The 19,016-nt window shown below is 46.7% G+C and carries 14 protein-coding genes; 8 read left to right on the forward strand and 6 right to left on the reverse strand.

Annotation, left to right across the window (positions count from 1 at the left end; translation table 11 throughout):
• Positions 1 to 35: 35 nt before the first annotated feature.
• On the reverse strand, positions 36 to 1,166 hold the full coding sequence (locus tag L4D19_RS06310) for a homogentisate 1,2-dioxygenase (RefSeq protein ID WP_428451723.1): 1,131 nt from the start codon (positions 1,164 to 1,166) through the stop codon (positions 36 to 38).
• Between the two features lie 631 nt (positions 1,167 to 1,797).
• Between L4D19_RS06310 and phhA the strand changes: the two genes are divergently transcribed.
• From phhA to L4D19_RS06335, 5 genes are all read left to right on the forward strand, one after another.
• Entirely contained in the window at positions 1,798 to 2,610 is an 813-nt protein-coding gene (gene phhA / locus L4D19_RS06315; protein WP_428451724.1) for a phenylalanine 4-monooxygenase, read from the forward strand.
• On the forward strand, positions 2,603 to 2,953 hold the full coding sequence (locus tag L4D19_RS06320; RefSeq protein ID WP_160657937.1) for a 4a-hydroxytetrahydrobiopterin dehydratase: 351 nt from the start codon (positions 2,603 to 2,605) through the stop codon (positions 2,951 to 2,953). The genes phhA and L4D19_RS06320 overlap by 8 nt, the downstream gene beginning before the upstream one ends.
• 336 nt (positions 2,954 to 3,289) lie before the next feature.
• Entirely contained in the window at positions 3,290 to 4,603 is a 1,314-nt protein-coding gene (locus tag L4D19_RS06325) for a PqiA/YebS family transporter subunit (RefSeq protein ID WP_428451725.1), read from the forward strand.
• 40 nt (positions 4,604 to 4,643) lie between these two features.
• Complete coding sequence (gene pqiB, locus L4D19_RS06330) at positions 4,644 to 6,290, forward strand: intermembrane transport protein PqiB (RefSeq protein WP_428451726.1); 1,647 nt, start codon at positions 4,644 to 4,646, stop codon at positions 6,288 to 6,290.
• A complete protein-coding gene (locus tag L4D19_RS06335) occupies positions 6,290 to 6,880 on the forward strand; it encodes a PqiC family protein (protein WP_428451727.1) in 591 nt (196 codons plus the stop codon). The genes pqiB and L4D19_RS06335 overlap by 1 nt, the downstream gene beginning before the upstream one ends.
• A 45-nt stretch (positions 6,881 to 6,925) precedes the next feature.
• Here L4D19_RS06335 and L4D19_RS06340 read toward each other — a convergent pair whose 3' ends face one another.
• Both L4D19_RS06340 and L4D19_RS06345 read right to left on the reverse strand, forming a co-directional pair.
• On the reverse strand, positions 6,926 to 7,921 hold the full coding sequence (locus L4D19_RS06340; protein WP_428451728.1) for an NADP-dependent oxidoreductase: 996 nt from the start codon (positions 7,919 to 7,921) through the stop codon (positions 6,926 to 6,928).
• Positions 7,922 to 8,187: 266 nt separating this feature from the next.
• Positions 8,188 to 8,403: an acetyltransferase gene (locus L4D19_RS06345; RefSeq protein ID WP_075765693.1), complete on the reverse strand. Its 216-nt coding sequence runs from the start codon at positions 8,401 to 8,403 to the stop codon at positions 8,188 to 8,190.
• Positions 8,404 to 8,628: 225 nt separating this feature from the next.
• Between L4D19_RS06345 and L4D19_RS06350 the strand changes: the two genes are divergently transcribed.
• On the forward strand, positions 8,629 to 9,534 hold the full coding sequence (locus L4D19_RS06350) for an ROK family protein (RefSeq protein WP_428451729.1): 906 nt from the start codon (positions 8,629 to 8,631) through the stop codon (positions 9,532 to 9,534).
• Positions 9,535 to 9,685: 151 nt separating this feature from the next.
• Here L4D19_RS06350 and L4D19_RS06355 read toward each other — a convergent pair whose 3' ends face one another.
• Positions 9,686 to 10,738, reverse strand: coding sequence for a hypothetical protein (locus L4D19_RS06355; RefSeq protein ID WP_428451730.1), 1,053 nt, complete (start codon positions 10,736 to 10,738; stop codon positions 9,686 to 9,688).
• Positions 10,739 to 10,742: 4 nt separating this feature from the next.
• Positions 10,743 to 11,225: a hypothetical protein gene (locus L4D19_RS06360; RefSeq protein ID WP_428451731.1), complete on the reverse strand. Its 483-nt coding sequence runs from the start codon at positions 11,223 to 11,225 to the stop codon at positions 10,743 to 10,745.
• A 103-nt stretch (positions 11,226 to 11,328) separates the two neighbouring features.
• Here L4D19_RS06360 and L4D19_RS06365 point away from each other — a divergent pair, with 103 nt between their 5' ends.
• Positions 11,329 to 14,028, forward strand: coding sequence for a hybrid sensor histidine kinase/response regulator (locus L4D19_RS06365; RefSeq protein WP_428451732.1), 2,700 nt, complete (start codon positions 11,329 to 11,331; stop codon positions 14,026 to 14,028).
• 1,048 nt (positions 14,029 to 15,076) lie between these two features.
• Here L4D19_RS06365 and ylqF read toward each other — a convergent pair.
• Positions 15,077 to 16,039, reverse strand: coding sequence for a ribosome biogenesis GTPase YlqF (gene ylqF / locus L4D19_RS06370; RefSeq protein WP_160658183.1), 963 nt, complete (start codon positions 16,037 to 16,039; stop codon positions 15,077 to 15,079).
• A gap of 487 nt (positions 16,040 to 16,526) precedes the next feature.
• Here ylqF and L4D19_RS06375 point away from each other — a divergent pair, with 487 nt between their 5' ends.
• Positions 16,527 to 18,986, forward strand: a complete 2,460-nt coding sequence (locus tag L4D19_RS06375; RefSeq protein ID WP_428451733.1) for a glycogen/starch/alpha-glucan phosphorylase — start codon at positions 16,527 to 16,529, stop codon at positions 18,984 to 18,986.
• The last annotated feature ends 30 nt before the right edge of the window (positions 18,987 to 19,016 follow it).

Here is a 19,016-nt window from a genome sequence, read left to right on the forward strand (position 1 = left end):
TCGGGTTAATCGTTACCATCACTGGCATGAATGGCTTATTTTTTGTTTAACCATGAATAAACATAGTCTTTATTTTCAACACCTTCAGGTAAATCGGCGATTTCCAGCGGCCACCGGGTATCGATCATCACCGCAACCTCATCGGTTTCCTTCTTCGGGTTTTCCATACTGCTGGCCAGTGCCTTGGGGTGTGGGCCATGGGAAAAGCCACATGGGTGGTGGGTGATCATGCCGGCCTCGATATTATCGCGGCTGAAGAAGTTGCCTCTGTGATAGAACAGCACTTCATCATAGTCATCATTGTTGTGGTAAAAGGGCACTTTCAATGCCTTGGGATCACTTTCGATTGGCCGGGGTACAAAGGTACAGATCACAAAGCCGTTGGCGACAAAGGTAGTATGCGCCGATGGGGGAAGGTGATAGCGATGGCTCATCAAAGGCCGGATATCACGCCAGTTAAGCTTAAAAACGGTCAGGTTACCCTTCCAACCCTGTGCATCCAGAGGGTTAAACGGGTAAGTGATGGTATTGAGCTGGTTGCGAGCTTTCAGTTTCACTTGCCATTGCTGCTCCATGCTTTGCTGGGCCAAGAAAGCATCATCAATACGGGCATACTCCAAAATTGCCGGATCGTACACGGCGTGCTGGCCAACGAGGCCGCGCTCTGCCATCTGGTATCCACTGTTAGTGGCCTCGATGAGCAGCATGGACACCGGCTCTTCAGTCTCAATACGCCAGCTTGTCGCCCGGGGGATCACGATATAGTCGCCGTCGCGAAAAGTGAGGTGACCATAGTCACAAAATAGTTGTCCGCGGCCCTGATGGATGAACAGAACCTCGTCGCCGTCGCCATTGCGCACCAGATGGTCCATGCTCTGTTTGCTGTTCCATACCCGCATCTTTACATTGTTATTGAACAGCAATAATGATGCATCCCAGGGAGAATCACCTGGCTGCTCCAGCTTGGTTGTATCGATGGCGCGGGGACGAAGCGGGCCTTCCCACTGTGTCCAGCCTGTCGGCGGGTTGGCGTGATACATATGGCTGGCCGGGCCAAAAAAGCCCTCCTTGCCGCATTCACGTTCAAAGGTCCCTTCGGGTAAATCGCAGTGAGCCTGACGGGATGCCTTTCCCTCAATGATTGGAAACTGAAACCAATGCCGCATTGCCCTATCCTTAAAGTTAATGTTTTGTTAACTCAATATATTAACTCTGGCTGAGCAAGGACGAACAAGCAACTAAATCCGTATTATTTTATCCGCTGGAGTGTGCGGATAATTTTACATAACCATTTATTTGCTAACACTATATTTTGAAAATGCAAGCTCAGCTTCGAGACGGGATTAAAGTTATACCCAAACTACCTCAAGATGCAGGATTCAGAGTGAGACCAGCGGGTTCAGTTCAAGGAAGATAACGGTAGGAATGGTAGCCCCTTTCAACGTTATTTGACACAGAAATGGGCACGCTGGCTCACTCCCAAAGGGCGAGTTTACTTGGCTTCTACGCGTTGTTACCGATTATTAATTTAGAGCCACTAGATTTTCAAATCGGTGCCTAGCCTACAAGCCAAGTAATTCTCGCTGAAGCGAGCATCTTGAGGTAGCTTGGGTATAGTACCCTAAAAAATAATGTAAAAAAATTGTTACACTCATGCGTAAATATGTTTTCCTTTCAATGGTTCCAATGCCGTCATGAAAGCACCTAACCTTAATGAAGATAGAGGAAATTCGAAATTGAAGACGGGAATAATTGAAGATTGCCAGGGAGAGGCGAATAGACAAAGTAGGTTATTTTATGGGTGTAGCGAACAAATATGTATCGAAGAAGCCGGATGAAAATGGTTTTATAGATTGGAGTCCGGAGGAAGATCAAATCTGGCATGATTTGGTAATTCGACAGCTCAACAGTATCGACGGTCGGGCCTGCGATGAATACATCAAAGGGCTGGATTTGCTTGATTTGCCTCTGGATCGGGTACCGCAACTAGAAGAGATCAACCAGGTGCTGCGGTCAACAACCGGGTGGGAGTGTGTTGAGGTGCCGGCGTTGATCAACTTTGATCGTTTCTTCAGTCTGTTGTCTAACAAGCAGTTTCCAGTTGCCACTTTCTTACGGCGCCGCGAAGAGTTCGATTATCTGCAGGAGCCTGACTTTTTCCACGAGATCTTTGGCCATTGCGCTATGCTAACTAATCCGGCCTTTGCTGAGTTTACCCACACCTATGGCCGGTTGGGGTATGAAGCAAGCAAAGAAGACCGCGTCTATCTTGCTCGCTTGTATTGGTTTACGGTTGAGTTTGGCTTGCTACGCCGGGATGATAATTTGCGCATTTATGGCGGGGGAGTTTTATCGTCACCCGGCGAAACAGAATATGCGGTAACCAGCGATAAGCCAGTTTATCGCCCGTTTGATCCGGTTGATATTATGCGTACGCCTTATCGTATCGACATCATGCAGCCGGTATATTTTGTGCTCGATAGTATTGAGCAACTTTACGAATTGGCCCAGAAAGACATTATGAGTATGGTATTAGAGGCTAAATCTTTAGGTTTGCATGAGCCTATGTTTCCACCCAAAGATAAGGAGATTGTGGGAGACTATGTCTGAATTACATGAATTGAAGTGTGAAGCGTGCCAGGTCGGTGCGCCGATGGTCACCGAGCGTGAGATGATCGAGCTGTCTCAGAATATCCCGGAGTGGGATGTGCTTAGCAGGGAAGGAATTAAGCAGCTTGAGCGGGCCTATAAGTTCAAGAACTTCAAACAAGCCTGGGCATTTGCCGACAAAGTGGCGGCGCTTGCCGAAGAAGAGTTTCATCATCCGGCTATTACGCTAGAGTGGGGGAAAGTGACGGTTTGCTGGTGGAGCCATTCAGTAAAAGGGCTGCATAAAAATGATTTCATCTGTGCTGCAAAAACAGATTTAGCTTTTCAATCGTTGAATCTGTAAAGTCTGAATGTTTAAAGCAGGGCGAGATATAACCATATATTTTATATGGTCATGAATTGTTAACTATACTGTGAGTAGTAGTGTTATAGGCGAATAAACCACTTGATCCATCCATAAGTAGATTTGCTCATATGAGCTTCGTAGTAACTAGACGTTCACTTTATCTTGCTTGACTTAACCTCCCACTTGGGAGGTTTTTTATTGCGTCGCTAATAATCGGCTGCATAGGGCTGCTGCATCTATCAGCTTTATATCAAGGCGTTATCTTAATTTTGCACGGGCATTTCCCTGAGATTTTCTATACTCAGTGGATAAGAGCAAAGATAAAGGCTGATAATGAGCGAGCATCAGGCATCTAAAGTGCTGGTAGGTTGTGAAGAGTGTGGTTTGGTGACAGAACTGCCTGTATTAACTGACGGGCAGAAAGCCTCCTGCCCTCGTTGCGGCCACACATTGGCAAAATATATCAGCCAGCCTTTTCAGCGGCCTTTATCTTATGGCATTGCCTGTTTGATTATGCTGGTACTCAGCATTAGCTTTCCGTTTATGTCTTTTAGTGTGCAGGGGATCACTCAGGAGATCACCTTGCTTCATGCTGCCAAAATGCTCAGCAGTTTCCAAAATAGTTTACTGGCAGCTTTGCTCTTATTGACTGTTGTGATTTTGCCTGCCGTTTATATTTCCACCGTTCTGTACCTCTACTGGGTTGCCAAGAAGCTGTCTTTAACTGCTGAGGCAAAATCAGTTCGTATGTTCGAGAAGCGTCTGTGCCGGGGCATGACCGTTATTGAGCCTTGGCTTATGGTGGATGTTTTTCTTATTGGGGTTTTGGTCAGCCTGATAAAAATTGCATCATTGGCTGATATCGGCCTGGGAATGTCATTTTGGGCATTTTGTTTCTATACGCTGCTGGTTGTGAAATGTGTGTCCATGGTAGACAGAACGTGGTTATGGTTGCAGTTTTCCCCTATGCTGCCTTTGCCCGGGCTAAAAGTTGGTGACAGTCACCAATCGGCTAATCATGTTAGCTGTCATACCTGTGCTCAGCTTAACCCGATGCCAGTCACTTCCCATGCTCGTTGTCGCCGTTGTCATAGTACCTTGCACCCTTATCGTCCGCATCAGAGCCTGCAACGAAGTTGGGCATTATTAATCGCCGCCGTTGTCTTCTTTGTTCCGGCTAATTTGTACCCGATGATGTTCACAGTCAGTCTGGGTAACTCGGAGGGCTCGACAATCATGGAGGGGGTTGTTCTGCTATGGCAATTAGGTTCGTACCCGATTGCCGCGGTTATCTTTCTGGCCAGCATTATTATTCCGCTTGCCAAGATCTTCGCATTGCTCTGGTTGTACATGAAAGCACAGACTGTCGGTTCAACTGACGGCCGACAGGCGATCCAGCGATTAAGGCTTTATCGGATCACCGAGTTGATTGGTCGCTGGTCAATGATTGATATTTTTGTTGTCGCCATTCTGGTGGCTTTGGTGCAGCTACAGAATTTGATGGCAATTTTTCCGGGACCGGCAGCACTGTCTTTTGCCAGTGTTGTTATTTTAACCATGTTGTCGGCAATGACCTTTGATCCAAGGATCTTCTGGACAGAAGAAGGGCCGACTGCCTCTTCGAGCAATCACGAGCAGGCATCATAAGAAACGGGCTGTGGTAATTAATAATAAAGAGAAGCCAACTATGAGTGATAACAAGCAGGAAAAAGCTGAAGTCCAGGATATCAAACAGATTTCTTCTATCTGGCTTGTGCCGGTGATTGCACTGGCAATCGGTATTTGGATGATCGCTCAATATATGATGAGCAAGGGGCCGGAAGTCACCTTATTTTTGAAAACAGCCGAGGGGATTGAGGTTGGAAAAACGGAGGTTAAGGCACTCAATGTCAGAGTCGGGGTTATCACGGATGTGAGCTTAAATGATGACTATAGCGCTATTATCGCCACAGCGCAGATAGACAAAGATGCCGCTCGCATGCTCAAGGAAGACACCCTATTTTGGGTGGTAAAACCTAGAATTGGTAAAGAGGGCGTATCCGGGCTGGAAACGTTACTCTCAGGTGCCTATGTCCAATTGCAACCGGGCGTTGCAAAAAAGGAAAAACTCGAGTTTACCGTGTTGGAGGTACCACCGGTTGCACCGCCTGATGCCAAGGGGATCCGGCTGGTTCTCTATCATAACGAAGCTGGCAAACTCGGGGTGGGAGACCCGGTATTGTATGAAGGTTTTACGGTCGGTCGGGTAGAGAAAATAACCTTTGATCCCGAGGCCAAGAAAGCAAACTACCAGCTGTTTATCTTCGAGCCCTATAACAGCCTTATCCGCAAGCGAACCCGTTTCTGGTTAACATCCGGTGTGGATTTGCAGATGTCTGCAGAAGGATTCAACTTTAAAATAGGTTCGATTGAGTCTCTGATCACCGGCGGGGTCAGCTTCAGGGTGCCAAGAGGCAATGAACCAGGGGAGTTGATCACTAAGGAGTTGAGTCGGTTTCGGCTCTACAACAATCTCAAGCAGGTCAGAGAGCGTTTCTTCGATGAATATCTCGAATACGTCATGTTGTTTGATGAATCAGTTCGAGGGTTGAACTCAGGTGCTCCTGTTGAGTACCGGGGTATTCGCATTGGAACCGTGAGAAAAGTTCCGTTGGAACTGCCTCGGGCCGTGAGCGGGTTTGCAAGTAAGCAGATCCCAGTCTTGGTGCGTATTGAACTGGGGCGGATATATGAACATGTCGATGTTGATTCCTTGCCTCAGTTGAAGACGAACCTTGAGCGGGAATTTAAGGCTGGGCTCCGAGCTTCTTTGAAGACAGGTAACTTGTTAACAGGGGCCTTGCTGGTTGATACTGAACTCTATCCTGAAGAAGAAATGCCTGAGTTAGCGCGCTATGGTGACTATGATGTTTTCCCAACCAAAGCAGGTGGGTTTGCCCAAATACAAAAACAAATTAGCGCTATCTTAAGCAAGATAAATAACCTGCCGGTAGAAGATACCCTGGCAAGCTTGAATAACAGCCTGAACGCTTCGCAGAAGACGTTGCTGGCTACTGAGAAAATGGCGAACGAGCTGGCTGTGATTTTGGCGAACCAGGATACCCAGGCCATTCCCAGCGAAGTCCGTAACAGCCTGCAGCAAATTCAGAATACCTTAGATGGTTTTGGGCCTGACGCCGAACCGTATCGTAATCTAGAGCAGGCTTTAGCACGGTTTGAGCAGGTAATGACAGAGCTTCAGCCGGTGTTGCGGCAGATAAATGACAAGCCAAATTCATTGATTTTTTCGGGAGAAAAGGCCAAAGATCCTATTCCCGTCGGGGGGATTAAATAATGCGCAACTGGTTAATTATTTTGGGAGGACTCCTTGTAGGCTGCAGTAGTCAGCCAACGGAGCCCGTCAGCAATACTTATCTGCTACCTTCCGGAAATCAGACTGTCACGTCTGCGATTGCTACTAATCAACCTTTGCTGGTGGTTCGCCCGGTGGAAATGGCCGAGCACTTGTCAGGCAACGGTTTGGTTTATCAGCTTAGCGATACTGAGGTGGTACAGGCGCAGCAAAACTTGTGGGCGGAGAGTATCAGTGAACAACTGACACGCAGAATAAACAACGACCTTCGCCAAAAGCAATCCAAGTATTGGCCGACGGAACTAACGCCTGCCTTATCAACAATGGGGGTGCCGCGGCTTCAAGTAAAAGTGAATCAGTTTAATGGCCACTATACCGGAGTCGCTAAGGTCAGTGGTGAGTGGTTGTTACTCGATGCAAAAGGCGCTTTGCAGGGGGTCTACCCGTTTGCTTTTCAAGTACCGTTGGAGCAAGACGGCTACGATGCACAAGTCAAAGCGTTGTCGGAAGCTATTAACCGTTTAACGACCCAAATGGCTCAGCGATTATCGCTATTCACTACGAAAACCTAGCCTGTGAGAGGCTAGGTTCTCAGGAGGGTAACTGTGGCGGTGCTGCTACAGTTTCACGAGCATTTTCCCGGTGTTTTTTCCCTCGAACAGGCCGATAAAGGCATCGGGTGCTTTGTCTAAACCTTCAAATACGGTTTCTTCCCACTTAATCTTGCCCTCGGCAATCCATTTTCCCATCTGTTGTGCAAACTCGGAGTAGTGCTCCCAGTGATCTGTGACAATAAAGCCCTGCATTTTTAGTTTTTTGCCAATGAGCTTGATGAGGTTTTTTGGCCCTGATTGAGGCTCGGCATCGTTGTAGTTTGAAATCATGCCACAGGCCGTGATCCGGCCAAAGTTGTTCATGTTATCCAGCGCGGCTTCAAGATGCTCGCCGCCAACATTGTCGAAGTAGACATCTATTCCTTGTGGGGCAACAGCGGTGAGGGCGTCAGATAAATTTGCCTCAGATTTGTAGTTGATAATTGCGTCGATTCCCATCTCTTTGAGAAAGTTAGCTTTTTTGTCTGATCCTACCGATCCTATCACAGTACAGCCGTGCAACTTGGCTATCTGGCACGCAGCACTGCCGACAGCACCGGAGGCTGCTGAAACAAAAACGGTATCCGTAGGCTGCAGATTTGCGATGTAGAATAAGCCCGACCAGGCTGTCATACCCGGCATTCCCATGATACCGAGAAAGCTTTGCAGAGGTAGGGGAGTTGCCGGGAGTGGAGTTAACTCGCTACCGTCGCTAATATAGTGGCTGCGCCATCCAAGCATGGTGCTCACTTTGGTACCGATCGGAAACTGAGGGTTGCGGGAGTCGATTACTTCGCCAATGGCACCACCTTCAAGAGTTTTGCCGAGCTCGAATGGAGGGATATAGCTGGGAAGATCCCTCATTCTGCCACGCATATAGGGGTCGACTGACATCCAAAGGTTCTTGATCAGAATTTCACCGTCTTCAATTGCGGGTATTTTCCTGCTGACTAATGAAAAATTATCTGCTGTTGGTATTCCTTCAGGGCGGGAGGCGAGGTGGATCTCTTGTATTTTCATATTATTCCTTTATTGAGATGAGCCTACTGACCTGTATGATTTTTACACAATAAAGTTGTATTAACTAACTCGGTAGATAATATTTGTCAAAAATTTGAATCACTTAGTCACATTTTATTGTGATTATGAAAATACAGCAATGCAGCTGTGAATCTGATTTGCTTTAGCAGGGTGTTAGGTGGGAGTACAAGATGAAGTACTGGGAGTAGAGCATCTCGCCACCGTGCCGAACAAAGTTATCCGTAGCCAGGTGGCGAGTTGGGTTGTTATTTATGCTGGAAGCGGTAATAGCCATTTAACCAGCATTCGGGAAGCTCCTCCCCTGAAGGGAAAGCCAGCTCTTGTTTGTCGATTGCGACAGGATCGGCAAGATCTTCCCCTGATTGGAACTGAACAGTGACATTTTGTGAGAAAGGATTAATCAGTGATGCCATATCTACAACATCGACTAAATCTCCAGTCCGCGCCTCTTTCAAAAACATACCGAGAGCCTCCACTATTGCGTAATGATTTCTCGCTTAACGGTTTAAGTATGGTCGATTTTGCTGTATTTGGCGGTTAATGCGCCTGGCGTCGAAAATGGCCATTCACTTGCTCTCAATCACATATTTAGAATCAAGGCTAACACAATGATTTTTAATCAGGCTTTACTATGTCAATTTATCAAGATTGAACGTTATCGCTAGATATAAACCAGTGGAGTTGAAATGGGCCGTTATTATTGGGGCATCGATCTGGGTGGGACCAAGATTGAGTGTGCAGTGATGTCTTATAAGGATGATCAGTGCGTGTTGCGTAAGCGTCTTGCGACCGAAGGAGACAAAGGCTATCGGCATATTTTGCAGAGGATCAAACGGCTCATTGATCAATGTGCGGAAGAAGTGGGTGAATACCCGGCTTGTGTCGGGTTTGGAACGCCGGGCACCTTAGATCCGCAAACTGGTGTGATGAAAAACTGCAATTCGACAGCCTTGAATGGCCAGTCGCTGGATAAAGATCTTGAAAGCCTCTTGCAGACTGAAGTTAAGTTGGCAAATGATGCCAACTGTTTTGCGTTGGCCGAGACCTGTCTGGGTATCGTGCCGAAAGTCAAACCCGATGCCGAAGTGGTCTTCGGTATCATTATGGGCACAGGAGTCGGTTCTGGCCTGGTCGTGAACGGTAAGCTGATCAATGGCCGACATGGTATTGCGGGCGAGTGGGGCCATAACGTCCTCGAGGCCAATGGCGATCCGTGTTACTGCGGTAAAGCCGGGTGTCTGGAAACAGTTATTTCAGGCAAAGGGTTGGAGAGCTATTATCAACGACTGGCCAATCAGTCGGCGAGTCTGCCAGAGATTGTTGAGTTGGCAGAATCCGGTGACAGCTATGCTCAGCACACTTTGACTCGACTGATTGAGAAGTTCGGCCTTGCTGTTGCTCAAATCATCAATGTCATCGATCCGGATGTGATTGTTGTGGGAGGTGGTGTCGGCAATGTTGATGTACTTTATGAATACGGTCCCAAGGCAATCCTACGCCATCTGTTCAACCCGGTACTTGAAACCCAAATAGTGAAACCAGCGCTTGGTGATAGTGCTGGCGTGTTTGGAGCGGCAATGCTGGTCAAGTAGTCCCTGTAAACGGCACGTTGAGCTAGTTGAGAAAAGCACCATTGTGTAGTGTGGCATGATGCTGAAAAGAGTAAGAATAAAGAAGAGGCTGATTGCCTCTTCCTTTATGAAGGTTTGCTTGTGCGGAGTCTAGCGGTTTAGAAAACAAGGTTTAGAAAACAAAATTAAGCATTAGCGTATATAGCTGCGCATCTTTGTCTTCCCCGGTGAGTTTAGGGGGCGAGATAAAGGCACCAGTCCCGAATTTGTCGTAGCTGCTGCTGTCCATATAGACACCTTGCCATTCTGCATTTAGTGAGACGGAGTAGGTGATATCGTAACGCAGGCCAGCGGTAAGGCTTTGTGATTGTCTACGGTGGTGGCTCTCAGCATACACCAGGTACGGGGTAAACATGTCGTAGTTGTAGGCACTGCTGACATACCAATTCGTTTGTATCTGGTCGCTCTGAACTTCAGCCATGAACTGCCATTGGTCATGCGAGTATTCGCCGCCAAGGGTATAGACATTTAAGATTTCCGCTGTTGGCGTGGCAGCGGGCAACTGAGTGAATTTTACGTGCGCATAGCCTAAATGCACTCGGTAGTTAAAACCACTCAGACCAACCGATGTTCCGGCAATTCTATCTGTATCAAAGGTAAGTTTATCGTTACCCAGTTCAGTTTTGTATTCGTGTTCGAAGGCATAATAAAGTGACGCCGTCACAGCTGTCTCGTCGGAAATATCACCTTGCCAGGCTGCAGAAAGGCCGTCGTAGAAGGTGAAGCCCATAAGGCTATCGTAAACTTCTTGTGGTGGCCTGGCCCAAGTGTAGGCTTGGCCAACATAGTAGTATTCCGAAACAAGAAACAAGGGAACTCGCTGTCGGCCTCCTCTGAATGAAAAGTCTTTATACTGATAGCCAAGGTAGGCCCATTCCACTTCGGGATCAGACCAATCATCCTGCGGTCGCTTAACGATTTGCAGGGAAGCGTTAAAATCGTCAGTCATGCTTAAATCAGCTTGGAGGCCAAAGGTGGTGTCACAGTCATAGCAGGTACTATCGTCAATCTCTCTGTGAACAAAGAGCGGCGTGCTGTTATCCGACGTGGTAATTGAGGTAGAGCCAAAGCCGCCGACAGAAAAATTGTCGGTTACTTTAATCGCAGCGTCCGAGGCAAAAGAAATGCCTATAAGCGGTATAAGAATGAAAGTTGAAGTCTTCATAATCTTACTCTCCCTGTAAGATTGTGATAAGAATATTGGCATTTTCCGGGACCTCACTGACAGGCGCGTAGGCTATTCCGTTAGGGTTCCTGTTCAGCCATTCGATAATATCTTTTATATCGTCACTGTTGAGCTCTTCCGGTGGTGTCCCTTTTCCGGAAAAAGACAGGCTTGCCCAATATCCATTCATCTGGGAAATGGATTTGCCCAATAACATATTATAAAAATCTTCCCGGAGTATGGATGTAGTGGGTAAATCAACCAAAACAATCTTAATACTGCCATTTAATTTTTTAGTTCTTCCCTTATAAAGCATTCTCGCCTTACTTTTACTGAGGGACGGGATCTCATCATTTAGTGAAAAAACAGCAAACTCGACATCTTTTCCATTGCTATCGCTAGCAAAACTAGAAAATGAAGGCAGTAAGAACATTATCCCTGCAGCAAAAAGGGAAATAAAACTTTGAGTGTTCAGTCCATTGCACATCAAAAAATTCCATTTATCCTAAAATAATCCTAATATAAATAATAGTATACATTGATGTGACTACAAATGGACATATGCGAAGGTTCACGTTCAAGGAGAAGGTATGAGCCTGTTAAATAGAATATCAATAAAGACAAGGCTGCTCTGTCTAGTGGTGTTTCCACTAACATTTTCCTCCATTTTTACAGGCGTAGAGCTTAGTGAACTCTATAATAAAGTCCACTCTTTGAATAGTTTGAGCGCAAGAGTTCAGTTACTTGAAGAAATATCGACTTTTGGGACATTGGTTCACAAAATGAGGGTAAGTCGATTGGAGTCAGCGGATGTGCTTGATGAAAAGGATCAGGCTATTGAAGCTGCATCACAATATTCGACTTTGCTTACTGTCGCTTTTGCTCCTGCCGAGCAGGTTGAAGCTTCTGCTGTTGCGTCGGATATGATTGAGGTTCTTCAAGATTTTGAAGGCGTTGCCAAGGAGGATGTGACTGATTGGTCAGACTGGGCTTCCGATCTCGTTGGGCAGTCTCTGGAGCAACTGGAGAAAAGCAGCCTTACTGTGGACGATGAACAGATTGAACAAAACCTATCTATTCTCTACCAGTTAAAGTGGCTTCAAATTTGGGCTCAGCAAGAAAACTGGTATGTGCATTTGCTAAATAGTGAAGTAACAAGAGATGAGTATTATCAAAGTTTATTGGTTTCAGTTATAGAAAGGCAGCAACTGTTCATTGAACGTTATTTATCTATTAATGCAACACCAGAGCAAATTGATCTACTCAGCAGAACATTTACAAATCCGGCTTTTTCTGAGAGCTATAAATTACGTAGTGAAATATTGGCAGGAGAAGAATCGGGGAAAGATATTTCTGCAGGTATGAAAGCGTTTGATGAACGTTTTCGTTTAATTCAGTTTGTTGTCAATGAGGTGAGTGCGCAGTTAATTTATGAAGTGAATGATTGTATATCCAAGTCAAAGCAACTGATGACTGTTTATTTAGCCGTCATTATCCTTTCTTTGCTGATCATGGGCTATCTTGGTTCAAATTTGGCTAGACGAGTTATTTCTTATCTTGGTCATATCTTAAAGACCATGGCTAATATTGAACAGCAGAATAAGAGTGACTTGCGGATAAAAGAAGATGGCAATGATGAATTTACCGTCTTTACACGCCAGTTGAATGTACTCATCGAAGAGCGCAGTGTAAACCAAGCTAACTTATTGAAAGCTAAAGAAGCTGCCGAGAAGGCGAACATGGCGAAAAGCTCTTTTTTGGCCAACATGTCTCATGAAATACGTACCCCTCTAAATGGCATTATTGGTATGTCGGGTATTATGGCTGATACTGAACTCTCACCCTCTCAGGCTGAGTATCTCCAGACTATAGAAACGTCCTCGCAAACTTTGTTGTTACTAATCAATGATATATTAGATTTGTCAAAAATTGAGTCTGGCAACCTGGTACTTGCGCCTAATGAATGTAATGTCAGTGAAGTTGTCTATGACACCATGAGTATCGTGATGGCAAGGGCGACCGAGTCAAAACTCGACTTGCAGGTGAAGATTGCACCGAATGTACCGTACAGTGTGGTTGTTGATGAGCATCGACTTCGTCAGGTGCTGATGAATCTGTTGTCTAACGCCGTTAAATTCACGCCGGAGGGAAGTGTGACGCTGGCCGTGGATTGTCTGCTTAAACCGGCCAATAAAGCCGATTTACTTTTTTCCGTCATAGACTCGGGTATTGGGATTGCAGAGGATAAACAATCGCAAGTCTTTTCGCCTTTTGTCCAGGAAGATGGCTCCATTACTCGTCAGTTTGGTGGTACTGGTCTTGGTTTGGCTATTTGTCGCCAGCTTGTCGAATTGCTGGGGGGGGATATTCAACTGAAGTCAGAAAAAGGAGTTGGCAGTACTTTTAGCTTTACGCTGGAAGTAGATATTGATGTGGTTGCTACTCCTTCCAAAGATTCCAATGGCTTGCGCTGTTTGTTGGTTGGAAGTGATAACGAGACCGTTGCAATTATCCGGGCGGAGTGTCAAAAGTGGGGGATAAACGTCTCGGTTAGCGCCGATCTCTTAGCAATGGATCTGACCTCAAGTAACTATAGCCTCGTTATATATTGTCAGCAGTCTCTGGATCTGACACAACAAAAGATACCATTGATCAGGCAGCACTTCCCGCAGGCTGCCTTGGTGATATGTAGTAGCCATGGCGATACATTACACGACTTCGGGTCAGAAATAGATGGTGTGATTACGCTTCCTCTTCTCGGTCAGCGTTTTACTAAAACCATTCAGGCGGCAGTAAAGGCTGTAGAACCAAGTCTTGCTGTTAAATCGGGTAAAGCGCAGCCAGAGCAGAAGCTTTCTCCGACAGCAGACAGACACCAAGTGGCAACTGAGCATTTTGATGATGAAGAAAATATCATATTGATTGTCGAGGATAATTTGGTGAACCAGAAGGTTGCCTCTTTGTTCTTGCGAAAAGCGGGTTTCGGTTATGATGTCGCGAACAACGGGCAGGAGGCCGTGGACGCGATTAGGCAAGGCAAACAATACTCAGCTATTTTGATGGATTGTATGATGCCTGTTATGGATGGCTTTACGGCAACCGAGGAAATTAGAAACTGGGAAAAAGAGAGTAAGGTCTCTAGTCGATTGCCGATTATTGCTTTAACTGCCAGTGTACTGGATGAAGATATTGCCAAGTGTTATGAATCAGGTATGGATGATTATGTTGCCAAGCCGTTTAAGAAAGAAGTGTTGTTAGAAAAGCTGGAATCTTTGACTCAATATGCATAATTAACAAGGATTTTTGCAGGTGTAGTTAGGTGTCTGGAGGCGATTTCAGCGCGGTTTCTTGTAAGAGATCTCTTACAAAGGCGTGGGAGATGTGAAAGATTTTTGTAGGGCTCTCTCTCGCAAGACAAGTAAAGTTGATACTTATCAAGTGGTTAGGTGTGTTCTGTCAGTTTTGCTGAAGTTGAGACAGAAAAATGTGAACTTCGTGTATTGCTTAGATTTTGAAATAACGTAATCTGTACCTCGTCGGAAGGAACTGACGGAACGGAACAGGAAATATGCCAGGGAGATTGGCAACCTCAGGATGAGGACGGTAGATCAGGAAGATTTATCGAACATGGACTGTGAAGGGACAATCGGACGGAACCGATATAGCAAATAGGAAATTTGCTAGTCAGGATGACAAAATGGACCACTTCAGGATGAAGCAAGGGACACCTCCAGGAAGGAGATGAGAGTCGAGACAGGATGCTTCGACGGGTCAAGGTATGACCGAAAGGACATCTCTAGGAAAGAGACAAAAAGGACTAAGCTGAAGGAATCAGCAAAATCATGGAATGATGCAGGGAGCACCATAGTAGCGGGAATGCTGCAAGTAAGACCTAAGGGCGCGACGAATGTCGCGCCCGCTCTTTTTTATAACCCCACCTAATTAGCCAAAACCATATTTCTCCGACGCTGACTTGCGATCAACCTATTTCCATCTTGTTGCGCCTTAACAGTGCAGATATTCCTTCTGAAGGTGCATGATTAATGAACTCCTGCCATAAGTATTTGATTTATAGCTTATGAACGGTTGGCATAATGGTTGCAACCTAATAGTTGCGGTGTTGCAGTATTTAGTGTGGTTTTGCTTATTGCATAGTCTAAATCTGGAAAACTGCAGCTATGGTACATAATCCTTTGTCGTTTGACGTATTGGTGCTGTTTCCAGTAGCGGGGAAACAGCACCGCTTTTTATTATATGTAACTACGAGTGCGTGTAAGGCTTATTTGAGACATAAAAAATGCTGCCAGTTGGCAGCATTTATCGTAACAGGGTCGTTGCTTAGCGTTTATTGCGAAGGTAGCGCTTGCGGCGCTCTTCTTTCTTCTTCGCTTTTTCTTCTGCTTTGCGTTCTGTTTCAATCGCGACATTGACCAGCTCTTCGGTGATCATCTCAGGGCGTTCCATGGTGATCTTGCCCAGCGTACCGTTACGAAGTTCGTTGATCAGAATTTCAGAGGCTTTATGCAGGTCAACGCGACCGCCGCCTTTGAGGCAGCCACGTTTACGGCCGATTTCTTCCATCAGCTCTATTTCAGTTTCCGGCAGCTCGTCATCGAGATTGTAGCGTGCCTGTAGTAGCTCCGGATACGCTTCTTTTAGGTATTCGACCGTGAAGAACGCCACATCAATGTAGTCCATTGCTGTATCTTTAACGGCGCCTGTTGCTGCCAGGCGGAAACCACTGTGCGGGTTTTCAACTTTCGGCCATAAAATTCCCGGGGTGTCGGAAAGTACGATACCGTTCTGCAGGTTGATACGCTGCTGCTGGCGGGTAACAGCTGGCTGGTTGCCCGTGACTGCAACGGTACGACCGGCAAGTGTGTTGATGATGGTTGATTTACCAACATTCGGGATCCCCATGATCATGGTGCGAATGTTCTTACCCATATCTTCGCGATGCGGGGCAAGTTTGCGGCAAAGTTCGGTGATCTTGTTCACTTCGTTGATGTTTTCCGTAGTGATAGCAATCGCTTTAACACCTTGCTCTTTCTCAAGGTGCTCGATCCACATCTGGGTCATCTCAGGATCGGCCAAGTCACGTTTGTTAAGAACCTTAACAACAGGCTTATCATTGTCACCATGTTGACCACGGAAAGATTTGATCAGCGGGTTTTCGCTACTGAAAGGGATGCGCGCATCAAGTACTTCAATAATGACATCGACTTTTGGAATGGCTTCTTCAATTTCTTTGCGAGCCTTGTGCATGTGGCCCGGGAACCATTGGATAGTCTGACTACTCATTTGAAAAATAACCTTTTTAATATTCTGATATACGCCTTGGGTTACATGATGGGGTGCTATAAACAAATGCTAAAAACGCCTGGGCACTGTATCCCTTGATATCATTTCATTGTTTGTTGTCCGTGACGTTTATGTCACCGATCCGCAAAGCGTTATGATTTTTGTGATCTTAACACTTAATTGGCTGTAACGGAAAAGCAATAGAGTGAGTAAGGCCGCTTTTAGTATGGTTCAAACCTATTACGAACATTTAATATTCAGCTTATTATTGAGTATGTTATTTAATCACTTTCTAATGAATTAAGTTGCATCGCATTGTTCAGGCTTAGTTATCTATACCTCAAAGTTTTGCAGGATGTCACACTCAGGAGGGGAGCTACGCCCCTAGCACTCATCCATAATCCTTCGAGGGTCGGAGGATGTTCTAACATACACTTGAAGGCAACATAGTCACCAGTTGGAAATAATCCTAGAGTGAGATTGAACCATGTCTAAAAGTGGGCAAACACAGCAATTTGACAAGGCAGCATTTAAAGCTGCCGTAGAGAAACACCTGACGACGACTTATGCGAATACTTCAGAGACAGCCACTCCGCGTAGCTGGTATCTGGCGATGGGCCGAGCACTGGCAGAAATCAGTACCGGCAACCTGCTAGAAACAGAAAAACAACTAGCAGAAGAGAAAGCGCGTAGTGTGAACTACCTTTCTTTGGAATTCCTTATCGGCCGCCTGACAGGCAACAACCTGATCAGCATGGGTCTGTATGAAGACGTTGCTGCGGCAATGAAAGAGCTAGGCTTGAATCTGACTGACTTGCTGGAAGAAGAGCGTGATCCAGCCCTTGGCAATGGTGGTCTTGGCCGTCTGGCTGCCTGTTTCATGGATTCACTGGCTGCACAAGAGTACCCGGCGGTAGGTTACGGCCTGCACTACGAGTACGGTCTGTTCCGTCAGTCTTTTGTTGAAGGCCGTCAGGTAGAAGCACCTGATGCATGGCGTGGCCTTGAAGGTTACCCGTGGGAAGTGATCCGCCCTGAGCTTTCTCAGACAGTGAGCCTTTATGGTCGCGTAGAAGTCTATATTGACGAGAACGGTGATACTCGCCGCCGTTGGGTGCCGGGTATGACGGTTGAAGGTGTGGCTTGGGACCTGCCTATCGTCGGTTACGATAACAAGAGCGTTTACCCGCTGCGTCTGTGGGAGTGCCGTTCTAATGCACCGTTCAACCTGGCGCGTTTCAACGACGGTGACTATGTGGGTGCTCAGTACTCTGCACTGGAAGCCGGTAACGTGACCAAGGTGCTTTACCCGAACGACAACCATGACCAGGGTAAAGCACTGCGTCTGATGCAGCAGTACTTCCACTGTGCCTGTTCGATTGCCGATATTCTGCGCCGCCACATCGGTGCCGGTAACAAGATTGAAGATCTGGCTAAGCTTGAGACTATCCAGCTTAACGATACGCACCCGACWATCGCTATCCCAGAACTGATGCGWATYCTGMTWGACGAATACAAGCTGGGTTGGGATGCCGCGTGGGCCATTTCTTCGAAGACATTCGCCTACACCAACCACACCTTGCTGCCTGAAGCACTGGAAACGTGGAGYGAAGCACTGATTGCCCAAATGCTTCCTCGTCACATGGAAATCATYTTYGAAATCAACCAYCGCTTCATGAMGCTGGTTGAAGCGCATTGGCCKGGCAAYAATGAAGTGAAGCGCAAGCTATCTATCATTGAGGAAGGTCCTCAGCGYATGGTACGCATGGCGAACCTGTGTGTGGTCAGTACTTATGCCGTYAACGGTGTAGCCGCRCTGCACTCKGAGYTGGTCAAGCGTGACCTGTTCCCTGAGTTCAAYGAGCTRTTCCCTGGYCGTCTTCAGAACGTGACTAACGGTGTMACACCACGTCGTTGGATCAAATACTGTAACCCGGGTCTTTCTGCGCTGATCAGCGAGAAGGTGGGTAACGACTGGCCGARCAAGCTTGAGAAAATTGCCGGTCTGGAGAAGTTTGCTGAAGATGCAGCGTTCCAGAAGCGYTACATGGCAGTGAAAAAAGAGAACAAACAACGTCTGGCTGACTGGGTTGAAGAGAACATGGGTATCGAGCTGGATACCAATGCCATCTTCGATATTCAAATCAAGCGYCTGCACGAGTACAAGCGYCAGCACCTGAACCTGCTTCACATTCTGTCGCTGTACCACCGTCTGCTGAACGACCCGACGTTCGAYATGCAGCCTCGCGTATTCTTCTTCGGTGCCAAGGCGGCGCCGGGTTATGCGCTGGCGAAAGATATTATCTTTGCTATCAACAAGRTTGCCGAGAAGGTGAACAACGATCCTCGTCTTGGCGGCAAGCTGAAGGTGGTCTTCATTCCTGATTAYCGCGTGAGCCTGGCAGAGATCCTGTTCCCTGCAGCAGACGTATCAGAGCAGATTTCGACTGCCGGTAAAGAAGCATCGGGTACAGGTAACATGAARTTCGCGATGAACGGTGCCCTGACCATCGGTACGATGGACGGTGCCAATGTCGAGATGCGCGAAGAAGTCGGCGATGACAACATCTTCATTTTCGGCCTGCTGGTTGATGAAGTACAGAAACTRAAAGAAGAGGGTTACGACCCTTACCGTTATTACCATGCTGATAGCTTACTGCGCGCAGCACTGGATCTATTGGAAACTGATGAGTTCACACCAGGCTACCCTGGCCAGCTGGCAGCRATYCGCCACAAYCTGCTGGACGGYGGTGACCCTTACCTGGTACTGGCTGACTTTGCCGACTACGTGAAAACTCACGAGAAAATCGATGCTGAATACCGTGACCAGAAGAACTGGGCACGCAAAGCAATTCTAAATACAGCATTGATGAGCAAGTTTAGCTCAGACCGTAGTATTCGAGACTACGCCAATAACATCTGGAACCTAGAGCCAGTAAACCGTTAATTCACCCCATTTGGTGATTTAGAGTCTGAA

It is taken from the genome of Photobacterium kasasachensis, from assembly GCF_050336885.1.
Taxonomy (GTDB): Bacteria; Pseudomonadota; Gammaproteobacteria; order Enterobacterales; family Vibrionaceae; genus Photobacterium; species Photobacterium kasasachensis.

What these genes read in the sequence shown, in the direction of transcription:
- L4D19_RS06310 (WP_428451723.1), bottom strand. Translation starts at nt 1,166, where the DNA reads ATGCGGCATTGGTTTCAGTTTCCAATCATTGAGGGAAAGGCATCCCGT.
- phhA (WP_428451724.1), top strand. Translation starts at nt 1,798, where the DNA reads ATGGGTGTAGCGAACAAATATGTATCGAAGAAGCCGGATGAAAATGGT.
- L4D19_RS06320 (WP_160657937.1), top strand. Translation starts at nt 2,603, where the DNA reads ATGTCTGAATTACATGAATTGAAGTGTGAAGCGTGCCAGGTCGGTGCG.
- L4D19_RS06325 (WP_428451725.1), top strand. Translation starts at nt 3,290, where the DNA reads ATGAGCGAGCATCAGGCATCTAAAGTGCTGGTAGGTTGTGAAGAGTGT.
- pqiB (WP_428451726.1), top strand. Translation starts at nt 4,644, where the DNA reads ATGAGTGATAACAAGCAGGAAAAAGCTGAAGTCCAGGATATCAAACAG.
- L4D19_RS06335 (WP_428451727.1), top strand. Translation starts at nt 6,290, where the DNA reads ATGCGCAACTGGTTAATTATTTTGGGAGGACTCCTTGTAGGCTGCAGT.
- L4D19_RS06340 (WP_428451728.1), bottom strand. Translation starts at nt 7,921, where the DNA reads ATGAAAATACAAGAGATCCACCTCGCCTCCCGCCCTGAAGGAATACCA.
- L4D19_RS06345 (WP_075765693.1), bottom strand. Translation starts at nt 8,403, where the DNA reads ATGTTTTTGAAAGAGGCGCGGACTGGAGATTTAGTCGATGTTGTAGAT.
- L4D19_RS06350 (WP_428451729.1), top strand. Translation starts at nt 8,629, where the DNA reads ATGGGCCGTTATTATTGGGGCATCGATCTGGGTGGGACCAAGATTGAG.
- L4D19_RS06355 (WP_428451730.1), bottom strand. Translation starts at nt 10,738, where the DNA reads ATGAAGACTTCAACTTTCATTCTTATACCGCTTATAGGCATTTCTTTT.
- L4D19_RS06360 (WP_428451731.1), bottom strand. Translation starts at nt 11,225, where the DNA reads ATGTGCAATGGACTGAACACTCAAAGTTTTATTTCCCTTTTTGCTGCA.
- L4D19_RS06365 (WP_428451732.1), top strand. Translation starts at nt 11,329, where the DNA reads ATGAGCCTGTTAAATAGAATATCAATAAAGACAAGGCTGCTCTGTCTA.
- ylqF (WP_160658183.1), bottom strand. Translation starts at nt 16,039, where the DNA reads ATGAGTAGTCAGACTATCCAATGGTTCCCGGGCCACATGCACAAGGCT.